16 protein-coding genes are annotated in these 18350 nt (G+C 71.2%); 12 read left to right on the top strand and 4 right to left on the bottom strand.

Translation table 11 applies throughout. The features are described from left to right. Window positions 1–13: 13 nt before the first annotated feature. Complete coding sequence (locus ACFW3L_RS19220) at window positions 14–2200, top strand: prolyl oligopeptidase family serine peptidase (RefSeq protein WP_378742327.1); 2187 nt, start codon at window positions 14–16, stop codon at window positions 2198–2200. Window positions 2201–2288: 88 nt separating this feature from the next. On the opposite strand, the gene ACFW3L_RS19215 is transcribed toward ACFW3L_RS19220, so the two are convergent. Further along, a complete protein-coding gene (locus ACFW3L_RS19215; RefSeq protein ID WP_378742324.1) occupies window positions 2289–4088 on the bottom strand; it encodes a kinase in 1800 nt (599 codons plus the stop codon). A 458-nt stretch (window positions 4089–4546) separates the two neighbouring features. Between ACFW3L_RS19215 and ACFW3L_RS19210 the strand changes: the two genes are divergently transcribed. The 6 genes from ACFW3L_RS19210 (at window position 4547) to ACFW3L_RS19185 (ending at window position 7459) form a co-directional block, all read left to right on the top strand. Next, a complete protein-coding gene (locus ACFW3L_RS19210) occupies window positions 4547–4924 on the top strand; it encodes a DUF3054 domain-containing protein (RefSeq protein ID WP_378742322.1) in 378 nt (125 codons plus the stop codon). 46 nt (window positions 4925–4970) lie between these two features. After that, window positions 4971–5369: a hypothetical protein gene (locus tag ACFW3L_RS19205; protein ID WP_378742319.1), complete on the top strand. Its 399-nt coding sequence runs from the start codon at window positions 4971–4973 to the stop codon at window positions 5367–5369. 69 nt (window positions 5370–5438) lie between these two features. Beyond that, window positions 5439–6146, top strand: coding sequence for a TrmH family RNA methyltransferase (locus tag ACFW3L_RS19200; protein ID WP_378742316.1), 708 nt, complete (start codon window positions 5439–5441; stop codon window positions 6144–6146). Between the two features lie 52 nt (window positions 6147–6198). Then, window positions 6199–6834, top strand: coding sequence for a GNAT family N-acetyltransferase (locus tag ACFW3L_RS19195; protein WP_378742313.1), 636 nt, complete (start codon window positions 6199–6201; stop codon window positions 6832–6834). Window positions 6835–6881: 47 nt separating this feature from the next. Then, window positions 6882–7082: an Arc family DNA-binding protein gene (locus tag ACFW3L_RS19190; protein WP_378742310.1), complete on the top strand. Its 201-nt coding sequence runs from the start codon at window positions 6882–6884 to the stop codon at window positions 7080–7082. Further along, window positions 7079–7459 carry a type II toxin-antitoxin system death-on-curing family toxin gene (locus tag ACFW3L_RS19185; protein WP_378742308.1) on the top strand — a complete coding sequence of 127 codons (381 nt, stop codon included), beginning with the start codon at window positions 7079–7081 and terminating at the stop codon, window positions 7457–7459. The genes ACFW3L_RS19190 and ACFW3L_RS19185 overlap by 4 nt, the downstream gene beginning before the upstream one ends. Window positions 7460–7524: 65 nt before the next feature. Here ACFW3L_RS19185 and ACFW3L_RS19180 read toward each other — a convergent pair whose 3' ends face one another. Genes ACFW3L_RS19180 through ACFW3L_RS19170 form a run of 3 tightly spaced genes read right to left on the bottom strand, consistent with a single transcriptional unit; the run spans window position 7525 to window position 10865 of the window. Continuing rightward, window positions 7525–8271, bottom strand: a complete 747-nt coding sequence (locus ACFW3L_RS19180; protein WP_378742306.1) for a succinate dehydrogenase/fumarate reductase iron-sulfur subunit — start codon at window positions 8269–8271, stop codon at window positions 7525–7527. Further along, a complete protein-coding gene (locus ACFW3L_RS19175) occupies window positions 8268–10214 on the bottom strand; it encodes a fumarate reductase/succinate dehydrogenase flavoprotein subunit (protein WP_378742304.1) in 1947 nt (648 codons plus the stop codon). The genes ACFW3L_RS19180 and ACFW3L_RS19175 overlap by 4 nt, the downstream gene beginning before the upstream one ends. Beyond that, a complete protein-coding gene (locus tag ACFW3L_RS19170) occupies window positions 10215–10865 on the bottom strand; it encodes a succinate dehydrogenase cytochrome b subunit (RefSeq protein WP_378742467.1) in 651 nt (216 codons plus the stop codon). A gap of 131 nt (window positions 10866–10996) precedes the next feature. Between ACFW3L_RS19170 and ACFW3L_RS19165 the strand changes: the two genes are divergently transcribed. The 5 genes from ACFW3L_RS19165 to ACFW3L_RS19145 all read left to right on the top strand — a co-directional run bounded on the left by ACFW3L_RS19165 (window position 10997) and on the right by ACFW3L_RS19145 (window position 18343). Next, a complete protein-coding gene (locus ACFW3L_RS19165) occupies window positions 10997–12013 on the top strand; it encodes a LysR family transcriptional regulator (RefSeq protein WP_378742302.1) in 1017 nt (338 codons plus the stop codon). Window positions 12014–12247: 234 nt separating this feature from the next. After that, window positions 12248–14158, top strand: a complete 1911-nt coding sequence (locus ACFW3L_RS19160; protein WP_378742300.1) for a glycosyltransferase family 1 protein — start codon at window positions 12248–12250, stop codon at window positions 14156–14158. 379 nt (window positions 14159–14537) lie between these two features. Beyond that, window positions 14538–15350: a hypothetical protein gene (locus tag ACFW3L_RS19155; protein ID WP_378742299.1), complete on the top strand. Its 813-nt coding sequence runs from the start codon at window positions 14538–14540 to the stop codon at window positions 15348–15350. A gap of 219 nt (window positions 15351–15569) precedes the next feature. After that, window positions 15570–17546 carry a fumarate reductase/succinate dehydrogenase flavoprotein subunit gene (locus ACFW3L_RS19150; protein WP_378742297.1) on the top strand — a complete coding sequence of 659 codons (1977 nt, stop codon included), beginning with the start codon at window positions 15570–15572 and terminating at the stop codon, window positions 17544–17546. Further along, window positions 17543–18343, top strand: coding sequence for a succinate dehydrogenase/fumarate reductase iron-sulfur subunit (locus ACFW3L_RS19145; RefSeq protein WP_378742295.1), 801 nt, complete (start codon window positions 17543–17545; stop codon window positions 18341–18343). Before ACFW3L_RS19150 ends, ACFW3L_RS19145 begins: the two co-directional genes overlap by 4 nt. The last annotated feature ends 7 nt before the right edge of the window (window positions 18344–18350 follow it).

The following is an 18350-nucleotide window of genomic DNA, read 5'->3' as shown; positions in this document are numbered from 1 at the left end:
ACACAATCGGCGTATGAGCTTTCCTCGCCAACAGGCCAGAACCCAGCGCTTCACCATCGGAGTCCCGCGCGCGTTCCAGATCTCCCCGGACGGGGAACGCGTCCTCTTCCTGCGCGGACGCGACGGTACCGACCGGGCGACCTGCCTGTGGTCGTTCTCCGTCGAGACCGGCGCCGAATCGGTGCTGGCGGACCCCAGGGAGCTGGGCGCCGACGACGAGAACCTCCCCCCGGAGGAGCGCGCCCGCCGCGAGCGGATGCGCGAGCACGGCGGCGGCATCGTGTCGTACACGGTGGACGACGCGTTCACGCGCGCCGTCTTCACGCTGTCCGGCCGGGTGTTCTACGTGGACCTCGTCGGGGACGACGGCGCCCCGCGTGAGCTCCCCGTGGCCAGCCCGGCCGTCGACCCCCGGGTCTCCCCCGCGGGCGACCGGGTGGCCTACGTGCACCGGGGCGCGGTCCGCGTGGCCGACGTCGCCGACGACGGCGACCCGGACCGGGACCGCGTCCTCGTGGAGCCGGACGGCGAGCACGTCACGTGGGGTCTGGCCGACCTGGTCTCCGCCGAGGAGATGAGCCGGGTGCGCGGCTTCTGGTGGGCCCCGGACGGGGGGTCGCTGGCGGTCAGCCGGGTGGACGAGGCCGAGGTCAACCGCTGGTTCGTCGGCGACCCGAACCAGCCCGGCCAGGAGCCGCAGCCGCTCCGCTACCCGGCCGCCGGAACCGCCAACCCGGACGTGCGGCTGGCGGTGCTCGCGGTGCCGTCCGCGACCGCGTACCGGCGCGACGGACTCCCCGAGCCCACGCCGATCGAGTGGGACCGCGAGGCGCTGCCGTACCTGCCCACCGTGGGGTGGACCACCGGTCCGGACGGCAACCCCGTCCTGGTGTTCACCGCGCAGAGCCGCGACCAGCGCACCCTCACCCTGTTCAGCTCCGACCCCGCCACCGGCCTCGTCTCGGCGGTGCGCACCGAGAGCGACGACGTGTGGGTGGAGATCATGCCGGGCGTGCCCGCGTTCACCGCGTCGGGCGACCTGGTGTGGATCGGCCGCGACGGCGCCCGGGGCGAGCGCCGGGTGTACGTGGGCGAGGACGCGGTCAGCGCCGAGGGCGTGTACGTGCGCGGTGTGGTGGACGTCGACGGCGACCGGGTGCTCTTCACCGGTTCGCCCGAGGGACGACCGGGCGACGTGTCGCTGTGGCTGGCCGACACCCGGCTGGGCACCTGCGCCCCGCTGGAGCTGCCGGGCGGCTCGGACGACGGCCACGGCGGGGTGCGCTCCGGTCGGCTGCGCGGGGACACCCTCGTGGCGCAGCACCGTTCGATGGACTTCACCGGGGTGCGAACCCTGGTGGTGCGTGACGCCAGCAGGGAGACCCGGCGCGCCCACGGTGAGGTCCGGAGCCTGGCCGAGACCCCCGAGCTGCCGGAGGTCCGGGTGCACACCTGGGTGGCCGGGGACGGGATTCCCAGCGCGCTGGTCCTGCCGTCCTGGTACCGCGACGGCGAGGACCCGCTGCCGGTGCTGGTCGCCCCCTACGGCGGTCCGCACGCGCAGCGGGTGCTCAACGCGCGCGGCGCGTACCTGGCCTCGCAGTGGTTCGCGGAGCAGGGCTTCGCGGTGCTCATCGCGGACGGTCGCGGGACGCCCGGAGTCGGCCTGGACTACGAGCAGGCGGTCCACCACGACCTCGCGGAGCCGGTCCTGGAGGACCAGGTGACGGCGCTGGAGGACGCGGCGGAGCGGTTCGGCTGCCTGGACCTGACCCGGGTGGGCGTCCATGGGTGGTCGTTCGGCGGGTACCTGGCCGCGCTGGCCGTGCTGCGGCGTCCGGACGTGTTCCACGCGGCCGTGGCGGGCGCCCCGGTGATCGACTGGGCGCTCTACGACACGCACTACACCGAGCGCTACCTGGGCACCCCCCAGGAGCAGCCCGAGGTGTACGAGCGGACGTCGCTGATGGCGGACGCCGCGAAGCTGGAGCGCCCGCTGATGCTCGTCCACGGCCTGATCGACGACAACGTGGTGTTCGCGCACACGCAGCGGATGTCCGAGGCGCTGCTGGCCGCTGGTCGCCCGCACACGGTGCTGCCGCTCGCGGGCGTGACCCACAGCCCGGCGGACCCGGTCACCGCGGAGAACCTGCTGCTGTTGCAGGTGGACTTCCTGAAGCAGAACCTGACGGGCGCGTAGGCCCAGTGCGCGGCCCCGGCCCCGCTCCCTCGTGGGGGCCGGGGACCGGGGCCGCGCCGTGTCGGCTCGGGGTCGGACCGGAGAGGGGTCAGGGGCGGGTCGCCTGGATCTCGGTCGGTTCGGGGACCTCGACGTCCACCGGGAGGTCGAACCGCATGAAGTCCAGGTGCTGCGTGTACGACCTCGGTTCACCGTTCTCGGCCAACGCGCCGGGCTCGGGCACCCCCACCGCGACGAAGCGGACCGGGTGGCCCTCCTCGGAGATCCAGAGGTCGAACTCCACCTCCACGGGGCCGTGCGAGAGCCCCACGAACCGGTGGTCGAACGTCCCGGTGTAGTGGTGGCCGCCGCGCTCCAGCGGGTCCACGTCGCCCAGGAGTTCCTCGGGGATCTCCACGTCGCCGATCGTGCTCCGGCCCTCGTAGGTGACCTGTGCCCCCTCGGCGGTGAGCCCCTCCAGGGTGCGGAGCTTCTCCTCCCAGAGGACCCGGGGCGCCTCGGTCTCGGGGCTTCCGGGGCCCGGGTCCCGGAAGTACCGGCGCTCGCCGCCGCCGATCACCCCCGTGTTCTCCGGGGCGAAGTGCACGAGCTCGGCCAGGTCCTCCCCGAACGACAGCTCACCGTTGGTGCTGGGTCCGAAGTGGACCGTCCGGGACATGGCGGGCTGCGGTTCCTCCGTGTACCGGTAGTGGGTCTGCGTCTGGTCCCCGATGTCGTTCGTGTAGAGCCGGTCGTAGGTGGTGAAGCTGGACGCCGCCAGGGCGAGCTCCACCGCGTCGGCCACGACCGCGTCCACGTCCTCGGGCACCTCGGCCACGGCGGGGCCGGTGCGCTCCTCCTCGACGACCTCCCCGGCCGCCTCCGCCGCCGCGTCGTCGGTGTCCGGGCCTCCGGCCCCGACCGGGCTCCCCACGGTACTGACCAGCGCCCCGCCGCCGATCAGGGCCCCGACCAGCACGGCGGCGGTTCCGGCGAGCAGGAAGGGCGCGACGGTGCGGCGCGGGCGGCCCACGTGGCGGAGCCGGGGAGTGCTCACCCCGGTCCACTCGGCGGCCACCAGTCCGGAGACCGCCGTGGCCGGGTCCTCTCCCATCGTGAGCTCCCGAAGGACCTCCAGCACCGTGGGCCGCTCCTCGGGCACCTGCGCCAGGGCCCGGCCGACGAGCGGGGCCAGGTGCGCCGGGACGGAACCCGTGGGTTCCCCGGAGGGCACCGTGCCGGTGGCGGCGAAGTGGACCAGCGCACCCCAGGCGTACACGTCGGCGTACCCGGTGACCCCGGCGGGGTCGCCCGAGCGCTGCTCGGGCGCGGCCCACTGCGCGGGGGAGAGCGGCTGCCCGGTGGCGCGCACGGTGCCGAGGTCCACCACCCGGGGACCCTCAGGCGACATGATCACCCTGCTCGGGTCCAGCGCCAGGTGGAGCGCTCCGGCGGCGTGCCCGGCCGCCAGGGCCTCGGCGACTCCGGCGGCGAGCGCGGAGAGCATGCCTCCGGTCAGCGGGCCGTGTTCGGCCACGTGCGCGGCGAGGGTGAGCCCGGGGGCGTGGGCGGAGGCCAGCCAGGGTTCGGCGGCCCGGACGTCCGCGCCCCGGTACGCGACGGCGCAGAGGGAGCGCACCCGGGACAGGCGGTCGGCCTCCGCCTCCAGCCGGACCCGTGCCTCGGGAGCGTCCGCCAGCCGGGCCGGGACCACGCGGATCACGGAGGCCGCACCGGCGGTGTCCGTCCCGAGCAGGACCGTGCCCGCCGCGTCCCGGGCGACGCGGCCGATGACGCGGTGGTCGCCCAGCACCGCCGGGTCGCCCTTGGCCGGACGCTCCACGCCCGGCGGCAGGTGGTCACGGTCGGGGGTCGGTGCGACGGCGGACGGGCCAGCAGAAGGGTTCATGGGGGAAGCGCTTCCGGTCGAAGGAGGACACCAGGGGAGGGAACCAGTATGGGCCCGGCGGATCTGATGCGGTCGGCGCCGGGGTGGTTCACTCCGTCACCCTCGGTTCGCGGCGGAGCTCCGCGCCCCCCGGCCGAGGAGGAGCCCGGAGCGGGGCCAGCACGTGTTTTTGTGGATGCTTTCGCCGGTGGCGGCGGAGCCGCCATCGATGCGAGCGGCCGTCTCCCCTACTGTGCCCTGCTTCGCAAGCTCCGCAGTGTCGCACAGCGGGGGCCCGGCAATCTCTCGCAAGACGATGAGTGAAGCTGCCCCTACTGTGCGCTGCTACGCAAGCTCCGCAGCTTCGCACAGCGGGGGCCTGCCCGGGGTTGGCTGTCCGAGCTTCATCGGCGCAGCGAGAGGCAGCCTGGTGGTCGCGAGCGCGGAATGATCCAAAAAACACGGGCTAGCCTGGGGGTATGCGCTCGTACACCCCGTTGCTGGCCCTGGTGGCCGACCTGATCTGCGTGCTGGTGTTCGTCGTGGTGGGCAAGACCGACCACGCGACCGGCCTGGGCCCAGCCGAGGTGGCCGCGACCGCGTGGCCGTTCCTGGCCGCCCTGGCCCTGGGATGGGTCGTCACCCTGGCGTGGCGCTCCCCTGGCCGGATCTGGCCGACCGGTGTCCTGGTGTGGGCCGTGACGGTCGCGGGCGCCATGCCGTTGCGCCTGCTCAGCGGTGAGGGAGCGCCCGCGTCCTTCGTCGTGGTGACCGCGCTGTTCCTGGCCGCGACCATGCTCGGCTGGCGCGCCGTGGCCCTGCTGGTCTCCCGGAGGAAGCGACAGACGACCGTCTGAGGGGGAAGACTGGGGGTGGACGTCCGCCCCGCCCCAAGGAGCCCCCATGGCCGATCCCGTCACCACCGCCATCGTCGCCGCCCTCGCCACCGCCTCGGCCACCAAACTGGGTGACGGCCTCGGGGAGGGCGTGGTCACCACCTTCAAGTCCCTGTACAGGGCCGTGACCAAGCGGTTCCGATCCGAGCCCGAGGCGCAGGAGGCGCTGGACGAGCTCCGCCTGGAACAGGACGACGCCGGGGCCGTGGAGGCCGTCTCCGCGCACCTGGAGCGGGCGGCCCGGGAGGACCCGGAGATCGGACGGCTGCTGGCGGAGCTCCGCTCGGAGGTGCGGGAGATCAACCAGGCGGGCGAGGGCTCCGTGGTCAACCAGATCCACGGCGACGTGAGCGGGTCCGCGCGCGTCATCCAGGGCCGCGACTTCCACGGGGGCATCCACCTGTAGGGGTCCCTGCCCGGTCGGGGCGGGTGCGACCGGCTCGGGCGGCCGCAGGCGGTTCGTAAGCTGGAGACGATGAACGAGCACCCCGCCACCGAGGCCACCACCGTGATCCCCGTCGAGCACCCCTCCGGGGAGGACGAGGCCCGCGAGGTGGGCGTCGGACCGTGGGAGGGCCCCTGGCCCGAGGGCGACCACTACGACCCGGAGCTGCTGGCCGGAGGCGACCGCCGCAACGTGGTGGACCACTACCGCTACTGGCGGCGCGAGGCGATCGTGGCCGACCTCGACACGGTCCGGCACGAGTTCCACGTGGCGGTGGAGAACTGGTCCCACGACTTCAACATCGGTTCGGTCGTGCGCACCGCCAACGCGTTCGGCTGCGCGGCGGTCCACATCGTCGGCAAGCGGCGCTGGAACCGTCGGGGCGCGATGGTGACCGACCGCTACCAGCACGTCCACCACCACCCGGACACGGAGTCGCTGGTGGCCTGGGCGGCCGAGCGCGACCTCGTCCTGGTCGGGGTGGACAACCTGCCCGGGGCGGTCCCCCTGGAGACCCACCCGCTGCCGAGGAACGCCGTGCTGGTGTTCGGCCAGGAGGGGCCGGGCCTGTCCGAGGAGGTCCGCGAGGTCTGCTCGGCGGTGCTGTCGATCGCCCAGTTCGGGTCGACCCGGTCCATCAACGCGGGTGCGGCCGCCGCCGTGGCCATGCACGCCTGGGTGCGGGCGCACGTGTTCGACCAACCGGTGGCCGGGGGCGCGACCACCCCTCGTCCGTGATTGTCCCGTGATCTAACATGAGCGAGTCGCCCCCTACCAGGAAGTAGCCAGGATGAGTCCGATCGTCACCTCCACCGCCCGCTCCGCCACCCTCGACGACGTGCCCGGGGCGGCCCGGGTGCTGAGCCGCTCGCTGCACGACGATCCCCTCTTCCGGTGGCTGTTCCCCGACGACGAGCAGCGCATGGCCAGGGTGCGCCGGTTCTTCGCCCTGACCACCGGCTACGGCTACGTGCCCGCGGGCGACACCCGGGTCACCGAGCTGGCGGAGGAGTCCGGGGCCGCGCCGGTCATCCGCGGCGCCGCGCTCTGGGCCCAGCCGACCAGCAACCCGGAGGGCCCGCTGGTGTCCGTGCGCACCTGGCCGCACTGGGGCCCGCTCATCGGGCGCGCCCGCCTGGCCGCGTTCGTCCGGATCTTCGCCGAGTGGAAGATGGCCGCCCCGCAGGAGTCGCACCTGTACCTGGCCGCGTTGGGCGTCGACCCGAGCGCGGCGGGCACCGGGCTGGCCGGCGGGCTGCTGACCGCCGGGCTGGACCAGGCCGACTCCCATCAGCTGCCGGTCTTCACCCAGACCCTCAACGACAAGAGCGTCGGCTTCTACGAGAACTTCGGCTTCCGCTGCGTGCACCAGGTTCCGCACGAGGGAGTCGGCACCAGCTACTTCCTGCTGCGCCCCGCCTCCTGACCGCCCGAACACCAGCGAGTGGTATCACTGATTGATACCATCCAGGTATGAACATGCACCTGCGGCTCCCCGACGACGTGCACGAACGGCTCAAGCAGGCTGCCGAAGAAGACGGCCACAGTGTGAACAGTGAGGCCGTGACCGCGATCTCCGACTACCTCGCGCGCCGTCAGACCGCCAGGGTTCGTGATATCGCCCGGAGAATCGCGGAGGAGGATGCCGAGCTCCTCGCGAGGCTCGGCGAGTGACCGCCTATCTCGCTCGCACTGACCTGTTCGCGATCATCGAGGTGATCCTTCCTCCATCCGTGACCGTACGGGACCACGGCCAGCTTCAGGCCGCCCTGGTGCGCCCGCAGACGACCGCTTTCGGTGAGGACGCCTATCCCGACCACTGGCAGAAGGCCGCCGCTCTGATGCAGTCACTCCTCGTCGGACACCCACTGTCCGACGGCAACAAGCGACTCGCCTGGACCAGCGCCAAGGCCTTCCTCGATCTCAACGGCGAGAAGGTCGGAGCACCCGACACCGACACCGCCTACGAGCTGGTGGTCGCGGTGACCATCGGAGAGCTGGTGGACGTCCCCGAGATCGCCGGGCGCCTGCGTTCTCTGCTTCAGTACTGACCCGGCGACGCGGAACGGGCCGCACCCCGAGGGGTACGGCCCGTTCTGACAACCGAGGGTCCGGCCTAGCCGATGCCCTTGCTGAGCGAGCCCAGCAGGTCGCGGTTGAGCTGCGAGATGGTGTCCAGCGGGATGCCCTTGGGGCAGACCGCCGCGCACTCACCGATGTTGGTGCAGCCGCCGAAGTCCTCGTGGTCGTGCTGGTTGATCATCTTCACCACGCGCGAGGCCCGCTCCGGCTGCCCCTGCGGGAGCATGCCGAGGTGGGTGACCTTCGCGGCGGTGAACAGCATGCCGGAGGCGTTCGGGCAGGCCGCCACGCAGGCGCCGCAGCCGATGCAGGTCGCGGCGTCGAACGCGCGGTCGGCGTCCGGCTTCGGGATCGGGTTGGCGTGGGCGTCCGGCGCGGTACCCGTGGGGGCGCTGATGAAGCCGCCCGCCTGGATGATGCGGTCGAACGAACCACGGTCCACGACCAGGTCCTTCACGACCGGGAAGGCCTTGGCCCGCCACGGCTCCACCGTGATGGTGTCGCCGTCGTTGAAGCTGCGCATGTGCAGCTGGCAGGTGGTGGTGACCTCCGGGCCGTGGGCCTCGCCGTCGATCACGACGCCACAGGCACCACAGATGCCCTCACGGCAGTCGTGGTCGAACGCGACCGGGTCCTCGTTCTCGAGAGTGAGCTTCTCGTTGAGGACGTCGAGCATCTCCAGGAAGGACATGTCCGGCGAGACGTCCGTGAGCTTGTACGTGACCATCCGGCCTTCGTCGTCACGGCCCTTCTGGCGCCACACGCGCAGGGTGATGTTCACTTGTAGCTCCGCTGCTTCATCTCGACGTACTCGTACTCCAGGGCTTCCTTGTGGAGCACGGGCTTGCTGTCAACGCCACCGAACTCCCACGCGGCGACGTAGGCGAACTCGTCGTCGTGGCGCAGGGCCTCGCCGTCCTCGGTCTGGCTCTCGGCGCGGAAGTGGCCGCCGCAGGACTCGCGGCGGTGCAGGGCGTCGATGCACATGAGCTCGCCCAGTTCGAGGAAGTCGGCCACGCGGTTGGCCTTCTCCAGAGCCTGGTTGAGCTCCTCGTTCGTGCCCAGCACCTTGACGTCGCGCCAGAACTCGGCGCGCAGCTCACGGATGAGCTCGATCGCCTTGCGCAGGCCCTCCTCGTTGCGCTCCATGCCGCAGTAGTCCCACATGATGTGGCCGAGCTCCTTGTGGAAGGAGTCGACGGTACGGGAACCGTTGATGGAGAGCAGCTTGTCGATGCGGGAGGTGACCTCCTCCTTGGCCTTGACGGCCTCGGGGTGGCTCTCGTCCAGCTTCTCGAACGGGCCGCTGGCCAGGTAGTCGTTGATGGTGTTCGGCAGGACGAAGTAGCCGTCCGCCAGACCCTGCATCAGCGCGCTGGCGCCCAGGCGGTTGGCGCCGTGGTCGGAGAAGTTGGCCTCACCGGTCACGAACAGGCCCGGGATGGTGCTCTGGAGGTCGTAGTCGACCCACAGGCCACCCATGGTGTAGTGCACCGCGGGGTAGATGCGCATCGGAACCTCGTACGGGTTCTCGCCGGTGATGCGCTGGTACATGTCGAAGAGGTTGCCGTACTTGGCCTCGACGGCGTCGCGGCCCAGGCGGGCGATCGCGTCGGCGAAGTCCAGGTAGACGCCCAGGCCGCCGGGGCCGACGCCGCGACCCTCGTCGCAGACGTTCTTGGCGGCGCGGGAGGCGATGTCACGCGGCACCAGGTTGCCGAAGGCCGGGTAGATGCGCTCCAGGTAGTAGTCGCGCTCGCCCTCGGGGATCTGACGCGGGTCGCGTGTGTCGCCACCCTCCTTGGGCACCCAGATCCGGCCGTCGTTGCGCAGCGACTCGCTCATCAGGGTCAGCTTGGACTGGTAGTCGCCGCTGACCGGGATGCAGGTCGGGTGGATCTGCGTGTAACAGGGATTCGCGAAGTGCGCGCCCTTGCGGTGGGCGCGCCACGCGGCGGTGACGTTGGAGCCCATGGCGTTGGTCGACAGGAAGAACACGTTGCCGTACCCGCCGGTGGCCAGGACCACGGCGTCGGCGAAGTGCGTCTCGATCTCGCCGGTGACCATGTCGCGCGCGATGATGCCGCGCGCCTTGCCGTCCACGACGATGACCTCGAGCATCTCGTGGCGGGTGTTCATCTGGACGGTGCCCGCCGCGATCTGCCGCTCCTGCGCCTGGTAGGCGCCGATCAGCAGCTGCTGACCCGTCTGGCCGCGCGCGTAGAAGGTACGGGAGACCTGCACGCCGCCGAAGGAACGGTTGTCGAGCAGACCGCCGTACTCGCGGGCGAACGGCACGCCCTGGGCCACGCACTGGTCGATGATCTCGACACTGGTCTGGGCCAGGCGGTAGACGTTCGACTCGCGGGAGCGGAAGTCACCGCCCTTGACCGTGTCGTAGAACAGGCGGTGGATGCTGTCGCCGTCGTTGCGGTAGTTCTTCGCGGCGTTGATGCCGCCCTGCGCGGCGATGGAGTGCGCGCGGCGGGGGCTGTCCTGGTAACAGAACGAGATGACGTTGTAGCCCGCCTCGCCCATCGTGGCCGCGGCGGCCGCACCGGCCAGGCCGGTGCCGACGATGATGACGGAGAGCTTGCGCCGGTTCGCGGGGTTGACCAGCTTGGCCGAGAAACGGCGCTGGTCCCAGCGCTCGTTGATCGGTCCCTCGGGCGCCTTCTCGTCGCGGATCGGGGCGCCCTCGATGTAGAGGTCGTTCTCAGGCATTTACTTCACCAGTCCAAAGGTGACCGCCAGGGGCGGAAGCAGGAAGCCGACCGTCACGACCAGCGCGATCGCCACGGCGACGGCGTTGATCTTGCTCTGGCGGCTGGCCTTGTTGACGCCGAGGGTGGCCAGGCCACTCCAGATGCCGTGCCGCAGGTGGAAGCCCACCGCGATGACGGCCAGGACGTAGAACAGGGTCACGAACCAGAACTCGGGCTGGAACCCGTTCACCAGGCGCTCGAAGGGGCTGTCGGACTTGCCGCCGGGAGCGATGACGTTCACCGTGAGGTGGAGGATGTGGAAGATCACGAAGAGCGCGATCAGCACACCGCCCCAGCGCATCGTGTAGGAGGAGTAGGTCCGCTGGACCCGCTTCTGCACCACGTAGCGCTGCTCACGGGCACCGCGCGCGCGGATCGTCAGAACCGCGGCGGAGTAGATGTGGATCAGGATGCTCGCGAGGAGCACGATCCGGAAGATCCAGAGGAACCCGCTCTCGGGAAGGAGCGGGTACCCGATCTCCCGTAGGGAGTGCGCATAGCCGTCGAAGGCCTCCTGGCCCGCGAAGACCTTCAGGTTGCCGTACATGTGCGCGATCAAATACAGCACGAGGATCGCACCGGAGGCCGCCATTGCTGACTTGAGCGCCACCGTGGACCCGTAGGCCGTAGACCGCTTCTTGGTCAAGGTACTGTTCGCCACAGCCTGCCACTTTAAATTCGAGTTAAGTCTGACGTCCAAGTCATGGGGACCCTGGTGTCCATAGCCATAGGCTATGGAGCATGCAGTTCCAACAGCTGGCCTACTTCGTCGCTGTCGCCCGCACGCGTCATTTCACCCGCGCAGCCGAGCTTTCTCGTGTCGCCCAGCCGAGTTTGAGCAAACAGATCCGCAGCCTTGAGCGCGAGTTGGGTGCGCCGTTATTCAGTCGTGCTCGGGGAAACATCACACTCACACCCGCAGGTGAGGCCCTGCTTCCGCTGGCCCAGCGCATCCTCACCGACCTGGAGACGGCCCGCCGGGAGGTGGCCGAGCTGGCCGGGGTGCGGCGGGGCCGCGTCCGGCTGGGAGCGACGCCGTCACTGTGCGCCGGGCTGCTGGCCGACGTGCTCTCGGACTTCCACCGGCGCTTCCCCGGGATCGAGCTGCACGTGGAGGAGAGCGGCTCCCGCGACCTCATCCGGGACCTGGGGCGGGGGGAACTGGACCTGGCCCTCATCATCCTGCCACTTCACAGCAGCGACCCGGACTTCTCGACCACCCCGATCCTGAGGGAGAACCTGGTGGTGGCGAGCCCGACCTCGCGCCCCTCCCCCAACGGGCGGGCGTCGATCCGCATCACGGAGCTGGAGCACCGCCCGCTCGTGATGTTCCGGCGGGGTTACGACGTCCGCGAGGCCACCCTGCGCGCGTGCCGGGCCGCCGGGTTCGAGCCGGACCTGGCCGTGGAGGGCGGCGAGATGGACGCCGTGCTGCGGTTCGTGGAGGCCGGGTTGGGGCTGGCGGTGGTGCCGAGCATGGTGCTGCGCAACCGCCCGGGACTGAGGGGCACGCCGCTGGCCCGGCCGCGGCTGCTGCGCACGGTGGCCCTGGCCAGGCGCAAGGACGTGGAGCCGTCCCACTCGGCGGAGGCCTTCCGCCGCCACCTCAACGAGTACCTGTTGGCGATGTCGCCGGAGGACCTCGGCCCGGACCTGGAGGTGCTGATCTCGGCGGCCGACGCCGGCGATCCCGACCACGACCGCCGGTGGGCGGGAGAGGGCGGCGGCACGGGGGCCGACGCGGGTCCCACGGACTGACGGGAGGCTCGCGGAGGGACGCGGTCGCAGGGAGCACCGCGATCCGACGAACCCCCTGACCTGCTGATCCTGGGTCCGGCCCACTCCGGTATCGACCGCTTCGGGCCGCTCTGTCACCGACCCTCCTCCGAACCGGTGTTCCTTCGTCACGCGGGTCCCCTGGGCGACCCTTGGTGGCACCCGCCGCTCCACCGGCCTCCCCCACCGGATCCGCGCGGGAGACAGACATCCCCTATGCGGAACGTGGTCGTCGTCATGAGTCTCAGTTCGATTTCCCTGAAGCAGGTCGTCTCGGTCGCGGTCGTCGCGGTCACGGCGGCGGTGGCCCTCAGCCCGCCGAGGCTGGCCCTGGCGCTGGTCTTCGCCGGGCTCTCCGTCCTCGCGCTCGCGGTCGCCTTCGCCGTGGACAGAGAACGCAGAACCCTCGCGGAGAAGATGGAGGAGGTGCGCGTCCAGCTCGACGAGATGGCGTACGACCGCCGTGACGAGGTCGGCGCGGCGCGCGACCGTGACGTGCGGGTGCGCCAGGCCATCCAGGAGGCCGCCGACGCCTGCGCGGACCGGGCCGTGGAGGGCTGGGCCCGGTACGAGCGCCAGGCCAGGAGGTCCGCGCACGGCACCTCGGAGGCGGGGGCGGACGGACGTCCGGGCGAGCGTTCGAGCCGAGGATCGCACCGGAGCGCGGGCCGGGGACCAGACACGGAGGCCACGCGGACCCCCGCCGAACGGCACCTGTCCGAGGCCCAGGACCTGCTCTGGAACGGGTACAGCTCCCTGGGACTGGAGCGGCTGCGCGGTCTCGGCGCGGACCACGAGGCCACCCCGGCCGTGCGCGCCGAGGCGCACAAGACGCTCTCCAACTGGCACCGCGCGACGGGTCAGCCCGACAGCGCCCGCGACCACGCCCACCTGGCCGACCTCGCCGCCCCACGCGCCGCCCGGGGGGCCTCCGGGGTCCCCTCGCTGCTGACGGCGCGCATCCGGGCGCCGCGCGCGGCCCGGCACTTCGACGTGGTGCTGATGTCGGACTTCCGCCTGCCCGGCGGCAGCACCGGCAGCAACCTCCAGGAGATCACCGCGCAGCGTGACGCGGGGCTGACCACCGGCCTCGTGCACCACCCGGTGCTGCGCGCCGACCAGTCCCGGGGCGTGAACCCCAGGATCCTGGCCACCGTGGACAACGACCGGGTCCGCTTCGTGGCCCCGGACGAACGCGTCACCTGCGACCTGCTGGTGGTGCGGTTCCCGCTGATCGGCCAGCACCCGATGGACGTCCTTCCGTCGGTGGAGGCCGCGCGGCGGATCGTGGTCCTCAATCAGACACCGAACCGCCGGTACGGGGTCGGGGCGGACGGGGCCGGGCGCGGGGTGCGCGAGGACGCCGCCCCGAACGAGGCGTGGAACGTCGCCCGCTGTGTGGAGGGGTTCACCAGCATGCTCGGGGAGCACACCTGGTACCCGATCAGTCCGAGGGTGCGTGAGGCGATGGTGCTGCACCACGCCTCGGAGATGGCGGGGGTCCCGCTGGCGGACGAGGACTGGACCAACATCATCGACCTCGACGCGTGGCGGCGCGGCGGACGACGGAACCCGGACGGCCGGGTGCTGCTCGGCCGCCACTCACGGGACGACCGGGACAAGTGGCCGGAGGACCCGGCGGTGCTGGCCGCCGCGTACCCGGCGCTGCCCGGCTGGGAGACGCACGTGCTGGGTGGGACGACCCACGCCGAGCGGACGCTGGGCGGGTTGCCCGAGCACTGGACCGGGCACCCGTTCGACTCGGTGGGCGTCCGCGAGTTCCTGCACGGGCTGGACGCGTACGTGTACTTCACGGGTCAGGGCTACCTGGAGTCGTTCGGCCGTGCCCCGCTGGAGGCCGTCGCGGTCGGTCTGCCGACCGTCCTCCCGCACTCGTTCGCGCCGGTCTTCGGGGACGCGGCGCTCTACGCGGAGCCTGAGGGTGTCAGCGCCGAGGTCGAGGCGCTGATGGGGGACGAGGAACGGTACGCCCGGCAGGTGCGGACCGGCCACGAGGTGCTGCGTGAACGGTTCAGCCGTCAGACGCACCTGCGCAGGCTGGCCGAGCTCGGGGTGCGGGTACCGGCGGAGCTCGTGGAGTCCCCGAGGGCGCTGCTGGTTCCCTGATCCCGTGCGGGACCGGGCGGGGCGATCCGGGTGGAGGGGGTGAGGGGGAAACTCTCACCCCCTCCGCTCCTTTAACACGGGAATCCTGAAAACCGAAAAGGTCATGGAGTACATAAAGGATTTCCGACCACAAGTAACAACAAAAGACAATGTCATAGTGGCGCACATCACACCATTTCCCGGGGGTTGTGCCCGACCTGGAACGTGACCGTGATCACAGCGACCTAACGTTGAGTGGCAGACCGGTTCGCTACTGCTTCCCCCGCAGCACTGCTCGCCCACAGCGATCCAGCATCCGGGAGCGGTCACGGCCACCTGAGGCACGGGTCCGCGCCCCGTCCCCGGGTCCGACCGCTCTCCACAGGAGGTGGAGACCACGGTGACCCCCACTCACGACGCGCGCCCCGGCGGCGGCCGGGCACGCCTGAGCCAGCGAACACTGCGCACCGACCGATGGTGGCTGGGCCCGACCCTGACGACGTTGGGGCTGGCCACCTTCCTCGTCTACGGGGCGGCCCGGGTGTTCCAACAGGACCACTACTGGGTCCAGGAGCACCACTACCTGACCCCCTTCTACTCCCCCTGCCTCGCCCAGCAGTGTGTCCCCGACGCGTCGCTCCTCGGCCGACTGCCGTGGGAGTTCCCCCCGATCCTCCCCTACGCCCTGCTCAGCCTGCCGATCCTGCTGCTGTTCCGGGTGACCTGCTACTACTACCGCAAGGCCTACTACCGCTCGGTCTGGCAGGCGCCGACCGCCTGCGCCGTGCGTGAGCCGCACCGGACCTACACGGGCGAGACCCGGCCGCTGATGCTCCCCCAGAACGGGCACCGGTACTTCTTCTACTTCGCCGGGGCCATCGTCCTGGTCAACACCTGGGACATGATCGTCCCCTTCTTCCACGGCACGGACGGCGGGTTCGGCGTCGGGATCGGCAACCTCGTCATGCTCACCAACGTGGTGCTGCTGTGGTGCTACACGTTCGGCTGCCACTCGTGTCGGCACATCATGGGCGGCCGGCTGCGCAGCTTCGGCGGGCGACCGGTCCGCTACTGGCTCTGGTCCCGCGCCTCCGCGCTGAACGACCGGCACATGCTGTTCGGCTGGCTCAGCATCGCCTCGCTGATCGCCACGGACGCCTACGTCGCGTTGGTCGCCAGCGGCACCATCACGGACCCGCGCATCCTCAACTGACCGGCGAAGGAGTACACGCGCCCCATGCCCCCCACGCCCGGCCCTTCCTCCAGGCTCTCCCCGACGTCCGGGAACTCCCCGACCTCACCGGAGCCACCGTCACCGCCCCCGCCGACAGGACACCCGCCGCCCTCCCCGGGGCGTGCCTCAGCCGAGCCCTCGCCGCGGTCGCGCCACCGCGAGGGGAACGGGGTCACCCGACACCGCTACGACGTCGTGGTGGTCGGGGCGGGCGGCGCCGGGCTCCGCGCCGCGATCGCCGCCCGGGAACAGGGCAAACGCACCGCGATCGTGTCGAAGTCGCTCTTCGGGAAGGCACACACGGTGATGGCGGAGGGCGGCGCCGCGGCCGCCCTCGGCAACACCAACGCGGCCGACAGCTGGAAGGTGCACTTCCGCGACACCCTGCGCGGCGGGAAGTTCCTGAACGACCCCCGCATGGCGGAACTCCACGCCAGGGAGGCGCCCGAACGCATCCTGGAACTGGAGTACTGGGGCGCGCTGTTCGACCGCACAGAGGACGGGCGGATCAGCCAGCGCAACTTCGGCGGACACGAGTACCCGCGCCTGGCCCACGTGGGCGACCGCACCGGGCTGGAGCTCATCCGCACCCTCCAGCAGCGGATCGTGGCCCTCCAACAGGCGGACGCGGCGGAGTTCGGTGACCCGGACGAGCGGCTGGCGGTGTTCGCCGAGACCGCCGTGACCAGCCTGGTCAGGGAGGGAGGAGACGACGGTCGGATCGTCGGGGCGTTCGGCTACCGCAGGGTGGACGGCGGGTTCGTGCTGTTCGAGGCCCCCACCGTCATCCTCGCCACCGGCGGCATCGGCAAGGCCTTCCGCACCACGTCCAACTCCTGGGAGTACACCGGGGACGGGCACGCCCTGGCCCTGCGCGCGGGCGCCTCGCTGATCAACATGGAGTTCGTCCAGTTCCACCCCACCGGGATGGTCTGGCCCCCGTCGGTCAAGGGAATCCTCGTCACCGAGTCCGTACGGGGTGACGGTGGCGTGCTGCGCAACTCCCGGGGCGAACGGTTCATGTTCGACTACGTGCCCGACGTCTTCCGGTCGCAGTACGCCGAGACCGAGGAGGAGGCGGACGGCTGGTACGACGATCCGACGCGCCATCGCAGACCGCCGGAGCTGCTGCCCCGGGACGAGGTGGCCCGGGCGATCAACAGCGAGGTCAAGGAGGGGCGGGGCTCCCCGCACGGCGGTGTGTTCCTGGACGTGTCCTCGCGGCTTCCCGCCGAGGAGATCAGGCGTCGGCTGCCGTCCATGCACCACCAGTTCAGGGAGCTGGCGGACGTGGACATCACCGCCGAGCCGATGGAGGTGGGTCCCACCTGCCACTACGTGATGGGCGGGGTGCGGGTGGACGCCGACACCGCCGCGTCGGACGTTCCCGGTCTGTTCGCCGCCGGGGAGGTGGCGGGCGGGATGCACGGTTCCAACCGTCTGGGCGGCAACTCGCTGTCCGACCTGCTGGTGTTCGGTCGCCGGGCGGGGCTGGGCGCCGCCGCGTACGTGGACGCGTTGGAGGCGGGCGAGGGGGACTCGACCCCGGCGACCGGCGTGTTGGAGCGGGCGGCGGCGGAGGCCGTCGCCTCGTCGCTGGCGCCGCTCAAACAGGGCGCCGGGGAGAACCCGTACACCATCCACTCCGAGCTCCAGGACACCATGAACGACCTGGTCGGGATCATCCGCAGGGGACCGGAGGTGGAACGGGCCCTGGAGCGGTTGGCGGCGCTGGCCGAGCGGGTGGACGTGCTCAGCGCCCCGGGAGACCGGGTGTACAACCCCGGATGGCACCTGGCGCTGGCCCTGCCCAACATGCTGCTGGTGTCCGAGGCGGTGGCGCGGGCGGCACTGGAGCGCACGGAGTCGCGGGGCGGCCACACACGGGACGACTGTCCGGAGATGTCGGCCGAGTGGCGTCGGGTGAACCTGTCCGTGCGCGCGGTCGACGGGCGCGTGGAGCTGGAGCGGACCCCCCTCGCGGACATCCCCGGTGAGCTGCTCGCACTCTTCGACCGGGACGAGCTGGCCAAGTACCTGACCAAGGAGGAGCTACCCGACGACGCCCAGGGCCGGGACGGTCCGGGCGACGCGGCCGGGGCTGGCGGTGCCGACGGTGCGGACGAGACGAACGGTGGGAACGGAGCAGGGGCGAGCGAGGAGGACACGTCATGAGCGAGCGGACGTTCCGCGTGTGGCGCGGCGGTCCGGACGGAGAACTCACCGAGTACCGGGTGGAGGTGAACGAGGGCGAGGTCGTCCTGGACGTGCTGCACCGGCTCCAGGCCACCCAGGCGTCGGACATGGCGGTGCGGTGGAACTGCAAGGCGGGCAAGTGCGGTTCCTGCTCCGTGGAGATCAACGGTCGGCCCCGTCTGTCCTGTATGACCAGGATGAGCGTGTTCGAGGACGACGAGGTCGTCACCGTGACCCCGATGCGCACCTTCCCCGTGGTCCGTGACCTCGTGTGCGACGTCTCCTTCAACTACGCCAAGGCCAGGGAGATCCCGTCGTTCACCCCCGCGCCGGGGACAGAGCCGGGCGACTTCCGGATGCGGCAGGCGGACGTGGAGCGTTCGCAGGAGTTCCGCAAGTGCATCGAGTGCTTCCTGTGCAACGACGTGTGCCACGTGATCCGTGACCACGAGGAGAACAAGGAGCACTTCTCGGGCCCGAGGTTCCTGATGCGGGTCGCGGAGTTGGAGATGCACCCCGAGGACACGGCGGACCGGCGCCGCACGGCGCAGGAGGAGTTCGGGCTCGGGTACTGCAACATCACCAAGTGCTGCACGGAGGTGTGCCCCGAGGGGATCCACATCACGGACAACGCCCTGATCCCGTTGAAGGAACGCGTGGTGGACCGGAAGTACGACCCGTTGGTGTGGCTGGGGTCGAAGATCGGCCGTCGGCCGAAGGACACCCCCATCGCCCCGAACGTCCGCCGCCCGGAGGAGGGCCGGGGAACGGCGTAGGGCGTGC

Source organism: Nocardiopsis sp. NPDC058789, assembly GCF_042745575.1.
Classification (GTDB): domain Bacteria; phylum Actinomycetota; class Actinomycetes; order Streptosporangiales; family Streptosporangiaceae; genus Nocardiopsis; species Nocardiopsis eucommiae.
Note: the sequence above shows the minus strand (reverse complement) of the source record. Positions and strands in the feature narration are given on the sequence as shown.